Below are 16,537 nucleotides of genomic sequence, written 5' to 3' on the forward strand. Positions count from 1 at the left end.
TCACAACTTCCCTCTAGATTTGGCTGCTGGTGATTTTGCTCCTGTGGCTCTAACCGCTCCTGCTATCAACGGTTAATTCTGAAGTTTAGCTAAATCAAAAAGCGCTCTCCTTTTACGGAGAGCGCTTTTTGTTTAAATGTGTAGAATTCGCTATCTTTTTGTTAAAAAGCCTACTTCCACTTCACCTAAATCAGCGTAGAAATCTGCTTGATTTCTCATCTTTGACATTTTTTGCATTGATTCTTCTCAACTCAGCTTCCGTAAGTCATTTTCTGCTTCTTAGTCTAAAGTACAGATATAAGGATGCGAGTGCGAGGAGAAATCATGGGGCAGACACAGGAGCTAGGACAGATTATCATCCTGAATGGTGTCCCGCGATCGGGTAAGTCGAGCATTGTCGCAGTGATTCAGGAGACATTTGATGGTCTGTGGATGAACTTGGGTGTTGATAGGTTTATGCAAATGACTCCCGCACGATACCTGCCTGGGATCGGTCTACGGCCAGGGGGAGAACGCCAGGATATCGAACCCTTTGTTCCCATTCTTTATAGCGCCATGTATGAGTCTATCGCCGCCCACAGCCGCTTGGGTCTCAATGTCGTGGTTGATGTCGGACACCATAACGCCTACGCAACCGAGCTGGGCATTCTGGCTGATAGTGCCCAACGTTTGAAAGGATTGCCAGTCTTGTTCGTAGGCGTTCACTGCCCTATTGAGATCGTTATGGAACGACGACAAAACACGGGGTGGAACGTGGGAAGTACAGGCGACTCCCCGATGCCACATCCGGTTCAGTTATGGCAACGTGAAGTTCACATACCTGGGATCTATGACCTTGAAGTTGATACCTCTTTGTTAAGCCCAGGTGCGTGTGCTGAGATGATACGCCAACACCTCGCAGATAGTTCAAAACCGTCGGCATTCCAACGACTTGCTGCCCACTATACTTAAGCTGTAGTTATGACTGCGATCGCTATATTTGGTATGAATTTGTAAAGTGTGTGATTCTATAAGTTGAAAGAGAAATTCATCCCTTTTCACTAATTCTGCAAAAACTCTACTTAACTCGACAGAATTTGCGATCACTATCACTCTGAGGATATTGCCAAGAATAGGCAAAGTGGCTAACTCCCTTCAGTTGGGGGGCAAATTGTCGGAGTGCCTGCATTTGCACTTCTAGGGATGGACGATTACTGACAGATTTTCCCCACTGACCAGCTAAAGCCGGGATTATCTGCGTACCGGGTTTTGCCATACTCAAAACCCGTTGCACTTGCGACACGATACAACTAACATTACCGCAATTCCCATAAGCCATAGGATGCCACTCTAATGTATTGGGAAACCGATCCCAAGGTTGCAAACGGGAATCATAACCTTGTCCGACAGTTTGGTTGCCATCAGGAAAAAACACCACTCCAGTAGAAATACGTTGCTGCTTTGCTGGGTAACTAGCGATGGTGACAAAATCTAGAATTCCTTGCATGGCATGGGCAACGGCAAGCTGCCACAACTCCCATTGTAAAACTGGTTGTCTATCGGTTGCAGACAGGATTGACTTTTGCGCTAGTGGGAGAGTGCGTCCTTGCCACAGTGGTTCCCCTTCCTGGGGATAAAGTTTATCAACTTCCGCTACATCTCCGACGCTGACGAATCCCCTACTCAAAAAGCGGCGAATCAAGTCCAGCCCTTTGTAATTCTGTGCCCGTTTAAATAAAGCTTCTTGGGTTGCGGGACTAAATAGCCATAAATCTGAAACTTTGGTGGCGATAGAATTACTTCCAGCTTGGCGAGGATAACGCACATAATCCAATAGCAAGCCATCTGGGCGACGGCGCAAAACTTGTTGTACTAATTGGTAATAGTCGCGTTTTGCTTGCAGGTTGTAGGGATCGATAAATAGTTGAGAGCCATTATCTACCACATATAGGCTGGTTTGACCTTTGCCATTACGAGCGATTGCACTTTCTCTATCTGGGCGCTGGGCGTAAGTATAGCCGAAATTTGTGGTAAACATCCAGGCATAGACCTTCAAACCACGTTGCCGACCTTTTTTAATTGCCGTAGCGAGTATATCGATATTTTCTGCCCCTGGAGTGCGAATCACAGCAGGCCAAACCGTCGGGTTAGCTTTTGCTGGTAAAAGTACCTGCCCATCGTAAAATACTTCTATATAAACTTGGTTATAGCCACGATTAACAATCCGATCCATAATCTGATCGATTATTCCTGGCTGAATGTCGCAGGGATATAAGCGTAACCAAATGGCTTGGGTTTGCGGCCAAGTCCGAGAGCGACATTCCTTTAATTTCTGTGCTTGTTCTTGTATTATGCTTTGGTAGCGCGTTTGAGCATCTTGTTTGCCTTTGAGGGCTGACAAACGTAAGTTTTCTTTTTGTTGCACCGCCGTTGATGATAACTGACAATACTCAGTTACTTGCGCCCTTGCTGGTTCGCTTCCCAAGTTTGGGAGCAACAAACTACTAGTAAAAACAACAGCGCATAAGCGCCGCCAAAATAATGTTGATCTTGCAACGTTCAAGGGACAGTTAGACATACCTACCAGTAGATGAACAAATTCAAAAAAGTTTCAGACAGGGATTTAAACTCCGACTGTAGCAAGATCCCCCAGGGTAACTAAGCAAAGGCGGAGTAGCGCTGACTTTGAGCCACGTGTTGACGTTCGGTCTTAAAGCCTTTAATCTGCGATAATAATCGATCCCAACTCAAATAATTGTGGGCAACGTGTATCGAATTATATAGTTAAATACTAAGGGTTTTAAAACCTATTTTTTCAAGACTCCCAAAGGTCTATTTCTGTTGCCGTATTCTTTTATAGCGGTTCCCAGTGCATGAAGTAGATATCAAAACTTCGCCCGCAATGCGAATGCATCGGCTTGCATTAAGAATGCATCGGCTTGCATTAAGAATGCATTCACTCACATTCTTAATGCATTGACTTACATTCTTAATGCATCGGCTTGCATTAAGAATGCATTGACTCACATTCTTAATGCATCGGCTCACATTCTTAATGCATTGGTCGCATTGTTACAGCAGTTTTCAAGTAGATGAGCTACAAAATGCAGAACTTAGGCATCATAAAAAGTTTCTACTTCCTGTCTCCTGCCTCACTTCTCTACGAGAGGCTGCGCCAACGACTACGCTCAGTGACCACCTGCCTGGTTGTTGAGCGTAGTCGAGACACTGCCTTCTGCCTTGACAAACAAAATAGTCAGGAGTCAAAACTTGTGACACCTGACTATTGATGATGGAGTAAGCAATAGTTAATAGCTAACCGCCACGTTTCAACGCCGTTTCTACCTGCTGCAACTCTTTCTCTAGACGATTTTTGAGTTTTTCAGGTACGGGACGATTTGGATAAGAGCTGTAGTGTCCAGCTAGAGAATTGAGGGCTGTTCGTATGGTTGTAAACGAGCCAAGACCAGAAACAGAGTTAACTCGCTGGTAGCGAGCTGAAAAGTCATTAATTTTTTGACGCGTTTCTGCTTGAATTGCTGCTTTGTCTGGTGAATCTTGTGAAAGATCCAGAGCTTGTCTCATAATATTGACCACAGCTAAGGTGTCTTGACGATAATCCCCAGTCAAACTATCTGGACTGCCAGAACAACCCATTAAGCCGATAGCTACAACCAAAACCAGCGCAAGCAAACGCGACCAATAGCGCTTCATATGCATTAAGTAAAAGAATACGTAAATCAACGTCCATCCTATCTTGGATTGGTAACTTGGGGATCAATTGAGTCAGGAGTGAGGATTGGGGAGTAGGGAGTAGGGCAGTGAGCAGGGCTGTTTCATTCCCTCAAAGGCGCTCATCTACAAGCATCTTGGGCAAAAATCAGGTGATTAAAAAATCTGATTGGACAATTATCATCGCTATGTTTTCTCTGGGAAGTTATGGAATTAGAGGTTGATAGAATTCAATCAACTAACTTTCCCTACCTCAATTTTTGCAATTTCAGCATCGTAATACATATCATCAGCCACAAAAAACCGACTCCATAACCTGCAATTATGTCTGTGGGCCAATGGACTCCTAAATATAAGCGGCTGATACCAATAGCAGCAATTAAAATAACTGTCAAACTGTAAATAACTTTGGCAAAATTAGGATAGTGAATTGCTAATTCGTAAGCAATAAAACCATAAAGCACCATAGAACCTAGCGCATGACCACTAGGAAAACTAAAAGATTTTTCAGAAATCAAGCGATGCCATAATTCCGGGCGAGGTTTAGAAAAAAACAACTTTAGCCCTGTATTTAAAATTAACCCTCCTAAGCAAGCAAATACAAAAGCTTTCGCTTCTTCTTGATAACGTCGCCACCAAAGTAACAAGATAGTAATGCCTGCAACTACGACCACTGTACTAGGATTACCAAGATTTGTAATAAACAGCATTAAATTATCTAAACTTGGATTGGCAAACTGATGTAGCCATAATAGAAAAGTAGTATCAAATTTAAAAGCATCTCGCTCCAAAACTTCTTCAGCCAGTTGTGCTAAAACAAAAAGTACTAGCAGACAACTAGCAAGTCCAACAATACCAATTGTCGCAATTAAGGGAGCTAAATGAGGATGTATATGACGCAACCAGAAATAAGAAATTTGTCGGAGCATACTTTAATGTTATTCATCATTAGAAAGTCTAGCTACCACTAGCTTTTTATATTTTAGAGTTGTGAACAATATAAAAACTCCAAGTATTGACACAAGGACTATGGATGAGCCGATAGTACCAAAATCGAGGCCACCTTTTGCGTATGGTTTTGTCAGAATATCCCCCGGTGTTGCAGCAAATGGTCAGGTTAGGACAAACGCAATCTAAAACAACATAACTTGGGAAATTTGGGTATAATAGACCTCTTGCATAAATCCAAAATAAGAACCCCACCCCGCCAAAGCTACGCTTTGTCTCCCCTCCCCGCAAGCGGGGAGGGGTTGGGGGTGGGGTGTTAGGGACTTTTGCAAGAGGTCTAATAATCGCTGCCAATACTAAAACAAGCAGTTGTTGTTACATATCTAGATGCATTAGGGTTAGATCCTGAGTCATTACAGGGTGCGGTGAAGGAAGGTACTAAAAAATTACCAGGGTTAGGAATTTCTGATACGCATACAGTACCAGAGCCAAATACAAGTCTTGGCTTGTTATCTTTGATGGGCTTGATGTTAACTGTTTCTCTATGAAAACAACGCAAGCAAATCAGTTAAGCATTGAAGATTAGCTCTTTTAAGCTAACTCGTAAAATTTGTTTTTTCTCTCTGATCTCTGTGTGCCTCTGCGGTTGAAAAGCAATTTATTTAACCACAGAGACGCAGAGAACATAGAGTAAGGAGATTGAAGGGGAATTTTTTTCCTAACTCCTAATTTTATGATAGAGAGTATCTCGTTGTTGGTAAGGTCTTCCTAAAGAAGCGATCGCAGTTTGCAAGGTTTCCACTTCCATACACGTACCGCCCAAAGCACCTGCCATTGTGGTAATATGTTCTTCCATTAAGGTGCCGCCGATATCGTTGCAACCCCAAGCTAAGGATTCTGTCGCACCTGCAAGCCCCAGTTTTACCCAACTCTGCTGATGGTTGGGAATCCAATTACCTAAATAAATCCGCGCTACAGCCCCTAGCAGCAGTGCATCGGTTAAAACTGGTTGATCGCGTCCGACACGGCGACGTAAAGATTTGGGCGCTTCTTGACCAACGAATGGTAATAAAATAAACTCTGTGATCTTTGCTGGATATCCCTGATTGATGGCGGTTTTTTGGAGCGATCGCAATTTTTCTAAATGTCCGATTTGCTGTTCTTGGGTTTCAATATGCCCAGATAACATGGTGCTAGTGGTATGCAAGCCTAATTTGTGAGCGGTGCTAATAATTTCTAGCCAAGTGGCTGTGTCAATCTTCTCTGGACACAATATCCGTCTTACTTCATCGTCTAATACTTCAGCTGCTGTTCCCGGCATTGAGCCAACACCAGCATCGCGCAAAGCAGTAATCACCTCAGCATATTCCAGTCCGTCAAGTCTGGCGATAAATTGTACTTCTTGGGGAGAGAAAGCGTGGAGATGTATCTGAGGAAATTTCTGTTTGATGGTTTCTATGACTTTGAGGTAGTAGGGCAAAGATTTACCATTTATCTGCGCTTGTGGATTTAACCCCCCCTGCATACAGATTTCTGTCGCACCCCGTTGTACTGCATCTGTCGCTTTTTCCAAAATTTGCGCCGAATCTAACCAGTATGCATCGGTATCGCCATTATCTCGACGGAAAGCACAAAAACTACAGTGCTGCTCACAAATGTTAGTAAAGTTGATATTACGGTTAATTATGTAGGTGACAGTATCGCCTGCTTGAGTGTGGCGGAGTGTGTCGGATGTAGTACGTATTGCTGCGATCGCCTCTGGCTCAGTTTGTTGTAACAATACCACTCCCTCTTCGGGGGATAAGTCGTATCCCATCAAAGCACGTTCCAGAATTGTTTCAAACGCAATTTTTGTCAGCATTACTTTCTTAATTTCTTGGTAAATCTTAATTTTATGAGTTTGGAAATAATAAAATTCTACTTAATAAATATACCAATTTCTAGAAAATCCTAAGCTCGAATATAAGTTTTACCTTGAAAGCTATTGCAATCGCTTACCTTGTCCTATTACACTACCTTTTTATAGTTTATACAACTCATTAACAAAAAGGAATAGTGTGGTTTTACCACAACTATTTTGATTGATTAATCTACATCTTTGTATTAGCAGGAATCTTTAGTACAACTCTGATATTACTAATTTGCCCTTGCTTGTGGTTTTCGTCGATGTTGTATTAGCAATCCAATCGCCATGCCAATGCCGACAAAGGCTGTAAAGTAAAATAAACCAATCAATCGGATGTAAATTGGTGGTGCGATTGCTTCAACTTCAACTTCTTGCGCTACTTTTACTGGTGCAAATTGACGGTTAGATCCTGGTAGAGGAGTTGCTTCCACCTCGATTTTGTGGGGTGAACCATCAAAAAATTGTTCAAGCCATGTTAACTTACCTTGTTCGTCGGGAATACCTTTGTAGTCAAAGACTGTTAAATTATGTTCTGTAGCGATCGCTTTCACCTGCAATGCTACATTTGCAGGCTGTCCGGTTGCAGCATCTTTCACCTGTAACGCTAAATTCGCAAGTTTTCCGACAGTTGCGTTTTTATCTCCCTCTAGGTTAATTTCTAATCCCTGAGATTTTTGAGATGATGGTGCTATCGTTTCAGTACTATTTGAGTGATGTTCGCTGCCATGAGCTTCCGCAACTTCTGCACTGATGTTGATAACTATTAAAGTTATTATAGCCACTACAGTTAATGCACTTAATAAAAGGCGGACTGACTGTGGTGCGATTTCTCCTTGTTGTAGTTCTTTTTGGCCGCCAATAACCCAACCACCCAACAATCCAAGTGATAGTAAGATAGCTGCGATTACAACAAAATATTTATATTTGATTGGATTTTCGCGGACATTCAGATTTAAGGTTTGTTCATAAGCAGCAAAAGTATTTGCTACCAAAGGTGACACTTTAACTAGCAGTTGGTAATTACCACGGATAGGTAACATCTGCTGTATTTCTAGCTTACCATCAGGTGCAGTGGCATTCATTTGCAACAATTTTGTTCCCTCGACAATGGGGAAATCTGTTGTTAACCAAGGATTACGCGGCGGTGTCAGAATTTGTAAACTAATTTTGGCATTTGTTAAAGATTTACCCGCAGCATCAACAGCTTGTAAAGTCAAAGTAACAGGAGATTGTGGTTTTTCTGCCTCTGCTTCAAAAGGAAGAATACGTTCTAAAGGTGGGTTGGTAGAAAGTAGGACTCTGGACGTAGGAATTTGGGAACTTCCCACAAAGGAATAAAGAACTGACAAAGTAATACAAACAGCACTGATAACTCCAAAAAACCGATATTTTTTCATAAAAACTTCTGGTAAATGTGAAAATTATGTAATTTCTGCAACTGAAACTTTCATAGCAGTGGATGAAAGTTACTCCAGATTATTATTAAATAGAAGAATTTTAGTCAAAGAATTAGTCAAACATCCTCTTAAATTAAGTTAAGGTGATGTAGAGATGATAAACAATGCATCTCTACAAAACCTAAAAGTTATTTACCAGCAAAAACACTAGCGTGAAATTTGTGCTATTTTAGTGTCGTAACTTTGTTATGTTACCTAGCAAAGCTTCATGCACCTAAAAATCTTGAGATTATGATAATTTAGTGACATGCAACGCCTAATGTGTGGTGACGCGCTGAGTGTGCTGTGTTATGAACCGCAGGATAGGTGGAGAACAAAACAGTCCAGATAACTAAAGAAGATAGCAGCATATAAAGCGTTACCTGCACAGGCTTGGATAAGGTAATACCTGCGGTCTTTTGCAATAGTGAAATATGAGAAAAAGTAGTCATTTTTGACCTCCTAATAATAAATTTGGGTAACTCATCAATCAAAGGGCATGACGCCGCTTGATTGCAAAAAGATATACCATCAACTTTGTATTTGACAAGTGTGTATCAAATGTCTTATGTAATTCGACTTTAGTGAATACTATACTATCCTTTGACATCGCCCGATGGCGATGCAGAAATCTACACATAAAGTCCATACAAATAACAAAAGAATGACACATGGTTTGGAGTGATGACATTTTCAGCGCTGCTAACACGAAGGTAACAGATAAAAATTAAAAATTAAAAGTTCTCTATCAAGCATTCAAAATCCCTTGAATAAACGTGACTTATGTTATCCCTAAACCAATTAAATACGCTACAGATTAGCAACAGTTTCTTGCTTGCGTCCATATTCAAGGTGCTATTATACCCATTGTTTGTACTCTAAGTACTGCTGAAGCAATCAGCATATCAGGAATAGGCATGAAACAGTTAATTTTTTCTGAATATTATTTATACATAATTAAGCGTATAAATACAGTTAAAAATTAAAAAGATTTTGTGAGAGTTTTTCGGGACTAAGTCTCGCTCTAGATTTAACAACTTAAACGGCAGTTTGGAAGCACTGAAAAATTATTGACAATAATTACTAATTCATCTAAAATATTAAAATTAATTACAAATTTATTGCAATTATTTAGCGCTAACCATAACTAAATGTCATGCCCAACAACTTCGCTCTAGGTGACGGAAAACCGTGGAGCCGCCGTCAATTACTGAAGCTGGGGCTAGCAGGTGCTGGAGTAACTGGTGCAGCTGGACTTTGGCAGATGCTAAATCTACAAAGTAAGTCAATCGTCAAAGTGCCATCACTAGATATGGAAGCACCAGACGACGCTACTAACCCGATGAAGATGTTAAGGGATTTTGATTATGGGACGGTGAAGCAAGAAAATGGTCGGACTATCCGGGAATTTCAGTTAACTGCGGGTACTTCCATCATAAATCTCAATAGTGCTGTCTCTTACAACATCTGGGATTTAAACGGTCGCATACCAGGGCCAACGCTACGGGCAAAACAGGGCGATCGCGTGCGAGTGCTTTTTCTCAACAACGCCGGACATTCTCACTCTTTGCATTTTCATGGCGTTCATCCGGCAGAAATGGATGGTGTTCGCCCCATCAGCAATGGCAAAGCCACAATTTATGAATTTGATGCTGAACCCTATGGCGTTCACTTGTACCACTGCCATATTGAACCAGTTACCCGTCACATCGCTAAGGGGTTGTACGGGATGTTTATCATCGATCCACCGACTCCCCGTCCCCCGGCTGATGAAATCGTACTAGTGATGGCTGGGTATGACGTGAATGATGATAGCCATAATGATTATTACGCTTTCAATGGTTTGCCCCACCATTACATGCATCATCCTATTCGCATTTACCAAGATCAGTTGATTCGGCTATATGTCCTCAATATCATTGAATACGATCCGGTAGTGACGTTTCATCTCCACGCCAACTTCTTTGATGTCTATCGCTATGGCATGAGTATGACTCCTAGCGAGAAAGCTGATGTGATTACGATGGGTATGGCCGAAAGGCACATTTTGGAATTTGCTTTTCACTACCCAGGTAAGTATATGTTCCATCCCCATCAGGATGCGATCGCAGAAAACGGTTGCATGGGTCAATTTGAAGTACTTGCCCAGAGCAACTCTCAAAATTCTGTTAAAAAGTCCTGACAATATTATTAGTAAAAAATTTTAGGTAAATAGTTGATAAAAAATCTCATTATATGCGACAGTAAAATCTATGACAATGTGTGAAACAAACTAGCTGATAGTAATAGTTTGAAATGTTTCAATTAATACCTTTTTTAGTTGTGCGAGGAGCAAAGATGATAAAACTTCGTTATATCTGTTTAACAGCAGCAGCAGCGTTAATAGTTACCTTGAGTTCTTGTAGTAGTACACCAACCGCAGAAAATCCATCAGCACCAGTTGCTAGCACTCCAGCTACAGAGGCAGTAAGTAATAACAGTCATACTGGTCACGGTAGCAAAGAAAAAATTAACATTAATAGCGCAATATTGTCAGAATTGGATAAATTTGAAGCCAAACTAGGAATTCCGGCATTATCCAACAAAATCCAGGCAAGTCGTCCCTATGGCAGACCAGAAGATTTAGTTACTAAAAAAGTAATTACTCAAGAACAGTTCGACCAAATTAAAGACCAGGTTGGTGTTCAAGAAGTGGTACTCACAGGTGAGGCAAAAGATGTTGACTATATGTCTAAATTAGGCTTAATGAAAGGGCATCTTTTGGTAGCACAAGAACTGCTAGATCAGAATCAGCCGAAACAGGCAGAACCTCATATTGGGCATCCAGTTGAGGAGATTTACGTTGATGTCGAAGATCAATTGAATGAACGAAAAGTCAAAGAATTTAAGACAACTTTGGTAAGTTTGCAAGATTTACTGAAATCTAGTCCGAAGGATAGCAAAGTTAAAACTAATTTTACTTCTTCAATGCAAGCAGTTGACGGAGCGATCGCAGCTTTGCCAGAAGCTCAACGCTCAAAACCAGGATTTACGCTACAGGTAATTAACGAACTACTAGATTCAGCTAACTCCGAATATGGCGCGGCGATCGCAAATGGTAAAGTAACCGCGCCAATTGAGTATCAAGACTCCCGTGGTTTTGTGTTTTACGCCAATGAATTATACAAAGGAATTTCTAGTCAAGTAGCTCAAGCAGATCCTGAAGCACACAAAGCGATCGACACTAGTTTTGCCGAACTAATAAAAGTTTGGCCCGCCGCCATCCCACCAGCAAAAGCAGTAAAAATTCCTAATGATGTTACCAAGCTAGTGAAAACCATTGAGGAAAACTCCCAAAAAGTGGTTGACAAATCCAATACCCAAGCACAGCGATAACACTTTAATTTAATGGGAAGTATAGGTTAAGGAGTTTAAAATGAGGAAATCATTAGAAGTTACGAATTACGAATTACGAACTTCTAACTCCTAACTAATTACACTCCATTCGTTACTTTAACTAACAACTGATGCAAGAACTTGACCAGAAAAAGACTATTGACCTGCTGAACGCCATCATGGAATTTGAACTAGCAGGGGTAGTGCGCTACACACATTATTCTTTGATGGTAACTGGCCCTAACCGTATTCCAATTGTGGCTTTTTTCAAAGCACAGGCAAGTGAATCTTTACTTCATGCCGAACAAGTGGGAGAAATTCTCACCGGTTTAGATGGGCATCCCTCCCTGAAAATCGCCCCAATGGAAGAAACCTACCAGCATAAAGTCAAGGATATCTTGGCAGAAAGCTTATCCCATGAAAAAAAGGCATTGGATCTGTATAAAAAATTGCTCGACACTGTTACCGATGCCAGCATTTACCTTGAAGAATTCGCTCGCGGTATGATTGGACAAGAAGAGATGCATAATCTCGAACTGAAAAAGATGCTACGCGATTTTGGTTAATAGTCATTAGTCCTTAGTCATTAGTCATTAGACATCTGTGAAAAAGAATGTAGAGACGTAACATTGCTACGTCTCTACAACGGTTCTGTATAAAGCATCATTAATTTCTGGAGATATCTATTGGTTATTGGCTAGAGACTAATGACAAAGGACAAAAGACAAAGGACAAAAGATGAATTTTAGTACTGCTCTACCTACTTTTGTAATAACACTCCGAGAAGGAGTGGAAGCTGCCCTTGTTGTTGGCATTGTGCTAGCTTTGCTGAAAAAAGCCAAACAATCCCGACTCAATTCATGGGTATATGCTGGTGTCGGCGTTGGCATTGTCGTCAGTGCCTTAATCGGTGTGTTATTCAGTTGGATAATTCAAATACTGGGAGCTGCGAATCCTCAATACACCACTGTAGTTGAGCCAGCGCTAGAAGGTGTGTTTAGTGTATTAGCGATCGCAATGCTCAGTTGGATGCTAATCTGGATGACTAAACAAGCCAGATTCATGAAAGCTACAGTTGAGGGAGCAGTAACAGAAGCGCTGACACAAAACTCAAATGCTGGCTGGGGTGTTTTTACTTTAATTTTAATTGCCGTTGTCCGCGAAGGCTTTGAAACTGTTCTCTTCGTTGCAGCTAATTTTCAACAGGGATTAATGCCAGCATTGGGCGCTGTTGCCGGTTTGATAGGGGCATGTGCTATTGGGGTGCTGCTATTTAAATGGGGTGTCAAAATTAACATCCGCCAGTTTTTCCAGGTAATGGGCGTTTTATTAGTGTTGATTGTCGCTGGATTGGTAGTTTCAGCCTTGAAACATTTTGACGAAGCTGTAGCTAACCTTGCTCTTAGCAGTCGTGCTACAGAAAACCTTTGTTTCTATTACGAACGTTTTACAAAAGTCCACTCCTGTATTTTGGGGCCAATGGTTTCCAATACTTCCACAATCTTGCCTGACGAACAGTTTCCTGGCATTATTCTCAAATCTTTATTTGGTTATAGAGATAATCTCTATCTTGTGCAAGCAGTAGGATATGTGGCATTTTTACTCACCATTGGAGGACTATATTTCCGTAGCCTTGGAGGTGCTTCTCCTGAAGGTAGAAAGAATATCCCCTTTGCTCAAAAACCAATTAATTCTGCAAAAGATTAAAAGCACAGTCAATTACCTCGTTCCTAGTCTCCCTTATTCCCAGTCTATGACTGGGAATCGCCTTTGCGATCGATTACGATGGCTACGCTGATGTCCATCCAGAAGTAGCTGCTTTAGTTAAAACCATAGTTGATATTTTTGCCATTGGAATTGAATACAAATGTTTTCAAGTAATCGAAAAGGCAATGAGCAAAATTTTTATATTAAATTCCTTACTGCTGCTTTCTCAAATACCCAATCCAGAAGCAAAATTTTTAGATTTAAAAAAGAAACTAGAAAATAAAGGGTTTCAGGTAATCATTGCACTACCACCAAAGCGAGGAGCTTATGGGTTACTAAGAGAAGCTGACAAAAAAATCTGGATTAATCCCGTAGTGTTTGAGTTACATATTGGGACTCAAACACTAATCCATGAAACTGTTCATGCAGCACAGGTATGTGCCGGAAAAGGAAAAATAAAAACTTTAGGTTTAGACATTCAACCAAGCAACTATGCTCGACCATTTTTTAGACACTATACCGATGTCAAACGACAAGATTTAGAAAAAGAGGCCTACGCAGTGCAAACTCAACCTAATAGTTTTGAATTAGCTGTATCTCTTCTTCAACAACATTGTAAATAGCTAGTTTTTAGATGGGAAAGCTGAAGCGCCCTTATTTAACTGCTTTGTGATAAAAAGTGTTGAGTGTTGTGGAGTGAGAATATTGAGTGCAAAGAATGCTTTAAAAAATGGATTGGTTAATGATTTTTTAGTACAAAAGAACAATAAAGATGCTTTCAATCTGCATTTTTCAATACTGGGATCTATAAGTAAATAATACTCCTTAATATAGGACTTAGGTTTGATTTTTGAAAACATACTGAGACTTAAAAGCCTGTTTTATAAGAGTTTTATCTAAAATAACCTCCGATTAAATGCATCCTTTATAGACTGCAATGTTCTCCCATTATTGAGCTAACTCTGTGGTGCAAACAACGCTTGCTTAAGCTGCTGACAAGCCTTTTCTATTGCATCTATACTACCTGGATTTACCAGACCAAAATAATCAAACACATAGACTCGGTTATTTTTAGTTGCTTGTAGTTGCTGCCAAAAAGCTTCTTTTTTCAAAGAATCTAAAAGCGCCACTTCCGAATTTCCTTGTGGAGGATTAACTAAAATTATCACCTCTGGATTTGCTTCTAAAACTTTCTCAGCCGAAAGCGTCACATAGCCACCAACTGGACTTTTTCCTTGTAAATCTGCTGCGATATTTTTCGCCTGGAATTTTGCTAACAAATCCCCTGCCCAACTATTTTTATTCGGCGCTAAAATTGGTTGACGACTAACCAGTGCTAGTGTAGAAGGACTCTGAGTTGGCTTATCTGGCAAGAAAGTTTTATAACGATTTAACAAAAGCTGAGGATCGGCATTAATTGACTGTGCCAGTATTTTTGTAAGTTCTTCTAGAGATTCCCAGCTATTCACCTTAGTGAGCAAAGTTTGAATTCCTAGCTGCTGAAGTTTTTGAATTGGAATGTTAAAAAAACCTTCAGCACCAATAACTAAATCTGGTTTGAGTGCTACCACTTTCTCTAAATTTGGCGGACTTTGACCTTCGCTAATGCGGGGAATATCCTTGAATCTTGAGTCATTCTTAAATAATTTGCTACCAGTGATTCCAACAACTTTTGTTTGATCGAGTCGAGAGATAATATCAGCCGATAGAGAAGAAAGAGCAACCACTCTTTTTGCCGATCCTTTTGGTAATCGCTGAGAGTTCGTATTAGTCCCCCCAGTGGTATTTTCCACTTTTGTTTGTAGTTGCTGAGTATTTGCAGTGGTGCAAGCAACTAAAACTATACTCAACAAAATTGCTAAAGCAGATAAAAGCCAACGACGATACATATTAAAATTCCTTCTGAGGTAATATCGCTTGAATATCAAAAGTGGTTAAGATTGTAAATAAAAATAGATGTTGCATTTTCTGGCATCAAGCTAAACTACAATTTAGCGCTCAAAATAAAATAACCACTCTTAAGTCTGTAGATATTAACTAGTCTAAAGTTTGATTCCTAAAGCTCGTAAGTAATCGTCTATTTTAGTTTCAAGTTCAGAGCGTTCAGCCTCTAGCTGATGAAGTTTGCTAACTTCCCAAGTTAGATCAATTTTTTTATTAGCAGGAGGAATAACGTAGCAATTAACGCTGAGGTTATATTTGTTATCAGCAATTTCTCCGATAGTCCCTAGTTTTGCAAACCCTTCTTCATCTGAAAAGCTGCGATATGTGGAGACAATATGATCTATATGCTTACAGTGTAGGAGATTATGCCCTTTTCCAGCTTCATATTCACGGCTTGCGTCAATAAATAAAATTTTGTTTTTATTAGATTTTCTTCGATTGAAAATCACTATTACAACAGGGATTGAAGTGTAATAAAAGAGCTTTGGAGCAAGTTCGATAACCGCTTCAATCAAGTCTGCTTCAATTATTCTTCTGCGAATTTCTCCTTCATCTCCTTCACGAAAAAGGACTCCACGCGGTAGTAACACTGCTGCTTTTCCGGTATTGTTGAGAGAGGAGAGAATATGCTGGATAAACAGAAAGTCCCCTATACCATTGCTAGGGACTCCATAAGAAAATCGACTAGGATAATTAACGTGCATAAGATCCATTGGTAGGTATTTGAGGTGAAAAGGCGGATTACTTAGCACTACATCAAACAATCTCGGCTTACTGTCTTCAACAAAACAAGGTTCTAAGATGGCGTTGCCTATCAGAATATGAGGGTTATCAATTCCATGAAGTATTAAATTAGTTTTGGCAGTTGCATATTTGTGAATATCTGTATTCTGCCCATGTATATTTACTTGGGATAAATTTCGTCCAATTTTATTGATGAATTTTACAGCTTCAACCAAAAATTCACCAGAGCCACAAGCCGGATCATAAATACTTGTTTCTTGCTGTACATTGATTAATTCAACCATCATCTGAGTAAGTTGACGTGGAGTATAGATTCCTGCAATTCCTTCAAGATAGGCACTTTTTTCGATAAAGTTTTCACCTGCTTTACCTAGTTCATTTAAATCACCAAAATTTTCATTGCTAAGGTCTAACTCAGAAAAAAGTTTGATTATACGTAGTAGTATTTCATCATCAAATCTAGTCCAGAAGTTAATTTCTGAATTAGTAAAAACTCCTCTTAGGTTAGAGTTAGTTTCTTCTATGACCGTCAAAGCTTCACTGAGTTTTTGAGCCAGATCACGCCGTTTTCTTTGTATAACAGACCAGCGTGCTTCTTCAGGAACAGACAATCGTGTTCTTTCTTCTATACACGATTGATCTGACAATCGCTTAAAGAGGAGCAACTTCAGCGCACAGTCTACACTTTCACCTAGAGCATACTTCTCACGCAAGACATCAATGATTTGCCAAAGTTTATGTTCTATTTCGACTGCACTGATCATAT

14 protein-coding genes and 1 pseudogene are annotated in these 16,537 nt (G+C 40.3%); 7 read left to right on the forward strand and 8 right to left on the reverse strand.

Annotated elements, in window-relative coordinates; translation table 11 throughout:
- Together V7L12_RS09475 and V7L12_RS09480 are read left to right on the forward strand one after the other, a co-directional pair.
- A pseudogene (locus V7L12_RS09475) lies at positions 1 to 76 on the forward strand (photosystem II protein D1); the annotation flags it as partial.
- 248 nt (positions 77 to 324) lie between these two features.
- Complete coding sequence (locus tag V7L12_RS09480) at positions 325 to 951, forward strand: chloramphenicol phosphotransferase CPT family protein (RefSeq protein WP_335084092.1); 627 nt, start codon at positions 325 to 327, stop codon at positions 949 to 951.
- A 106-nt stretch (positions 952 to 1,057) separates the two neighbouring features.
- On the opposite strand, the gene V7L12_RS09485 is transcribed toward V7L12_RS09480, so the two are convergent.
- The 6 genes from V7L12_RS09485 to V7L12_RS09510 form a co-directional block, all read right to left on the reverse strand.
- The gene (locus V7L12_RS09485) at positions 1,058 to 2,557 is read right to left on the reverse strand and encodes a family 10 glycosylhydrolase (protein ID WP_335084093.1); all 1,500 of its coding nucleotides are present in this window, start codon (positions 2,555 to 2,557) and stop codon (positions 1,058 to 1,060) included.
- A gap of 737 nt (positions 2,558 to 3,294) precedes the next feature.
- The gene (psb27, locus tag V7L12_RS09490; protein ID WP_334932794.1) at positions 3,295 to 3,699 is read right to left on the reverse strand and encodes a photosystem II protein Psb27; all 405 of its coding nucleotides are present in this window, start codon (positions 3,697 to 3,699) and stop codon (positions 3,295 to 3,297) included.
- A gap of 260 nt (positions 3,700 to 3,959) precedes the next feature.
- A complete protein-coding gene (locus V7L12_RS09495) occupies positions 3,960 to 4,640 on the reverse strand; it encodes a phosphatase PAP2 family protein (protein WP_335084094.1) in 681 nt (226 codons plus the stop codon).
- Between the two features lie 737 nt (positions 4,641 to 5,377).
- On the reverse strand, positions 5,378 to 6,520 hold the full coding sequence (gene cofH, locus V7L12_RS09500; RefSeq protein WP_335084095.1) for a 7,8-didemethyl-8-hydroxy-5-deazariboflavin synthase subunit CofH: 1,143 nt from the start codon (positions 6,518 to 6,520) through the stop codon (positions 5,378 to 5,380).
- A 275-nt stretch (positions 6,521 to 6,795) separates the two neighbouring features.
- Positions 6,796 to 7,962 carry a hypothetical protein gene (locus V7L12_RS09505; RefSeq protein WP_335084096.1) on the reverse strand — a complete coding sequence of 389 codons (1,167 nt, stop codon included), beginning with the start codon at positions 7,960 to 7,962 and terminating at the stop codon, positions 6,796 to 6,798.
- Between the two features lie 299 nt (positions 7,963 to 8,261).
- On the reverse strand, positions 8,262 to 8,453 hold the full coding sequence (locus V7L12_RS09510; protein WP_292740972.1) for a CbtB domain-containing protein: 192 nt from the start codon (positions 8,451 to 8,453) through the stop codon (positions 8,262 to 8,264).
- A 704-nt stretch (positions 8,454 to 9,157) separates the two neighbouring features.
- On the opposite strand from V7L12_RS09510, the gene V7L12_RS09515 reads away from it, so the two are divergent.
- From V7L12_RS09515 to V7L12_RS09535, 5 genes are all read left to right on the forward strand, one after another.
- Positions 9,158 to 10,183 (forward strand): multicopper oxidase domain-containing protein, encoded by a 1,026-nt coding sequence (locus V7L12_RS09515; protein WP_335084097.1) that lies wholly within the window; start codon positions 9,158 to 9,160, stop codon positions 10,181 to 10,183.
- 155 nt (positions 10,184 to 10,338) lie between these two features.
- Positions 10,339 to 11,376, forward strand: a complete 1,038-nt coding sequence (locus V7L12_RS09520; protein WP_335084098.1) for a helix-hairpin-helix domain-containing protein — start codon at positions 10,339 to 10,341, stop codon at positions 11,374 to 11,376.
- A 131-nt stretch (positions 11,377 to 11,507) separates the two neighbouring features.
- Positions 11,508 to 11,942, forward strand: coding sequence for a ferritin-like domain-containing protein (locus V7L12_RS09525; RefSeq protein WP_292860509.1), 435 nt, complete (start codon positions 11,508 to 11,510; stop codon positions 11,940 to 11,942).
- 172 nt (positions 11,943 to 12,114) lie between these two features.
- Positions 12,115 to 13,083: an FTR1 family iron permease gene (locus V7L12_RS09530; protein ID WP_335084099.1), complete on the forward strand. Its 969-nt coding sequence runs from the start codon at positions 12,115 to 12,117 to the stop codon at positions 13,081 to 13,083.
- A 185-nt stretch (positions 13,084 to 13,268) separates the two neighbouring features.
- Positions 13,269 to 13,706, forward strand: a complete 438-nt coding sequence (locus tag V7L12_RS09535; protein WP_335084100.1) for a hypothetical protein — start codon at positions 13,269 to 13,271, stop codon at positions 13,704 to 13,706.
- 333 nt (positions 13,707 to 14,039) lie between these two features.
- Here the strand turns inward: V7L12_RS09535 and V7L12_RS09540 are convergent, their stop codons facing one another.
- Both V7L12_RS09540 and V7L12_RS09545 read right to left on the reverse strand, forming a co-directional pair.
- Positions 14,040 to 14,972: an ABC transporter substrate-binding protein gene (locus tag V7L12_RS09540; RefSeq protein WP_335084101.1), complete on the reverse strand. Its 933-nt coding sequence runs from the start codon at positions 14,970 to 14,972 to the stop codon at positions 14,040 to 14,042.
- 153 nt (positions 14,973 to 15,125) lie between these two features.
- Positions 15,126 to 16,535, reverse strand: coding sequence for an N-6 DNA methylase (locus V7L12_RS09545; RefSeq protein ID WP_335084102.1), 1,410 nt, complete (start codon positions 16,533 to 16,535; stop codon positions 15,126 to 15,128).
- Between the last annotated feature and the right edge of the window lie 2 nt (positions 16,536 to 16,537).

The sequence above is a fragment of the Nostoc sp. genome, from assembly GCF_036918245.1.
GTDB lineage: Bacteria > Cyanobacteriota > Cyanobacteriia > Cyanobacteriales > Nostocaceae > Nostoc.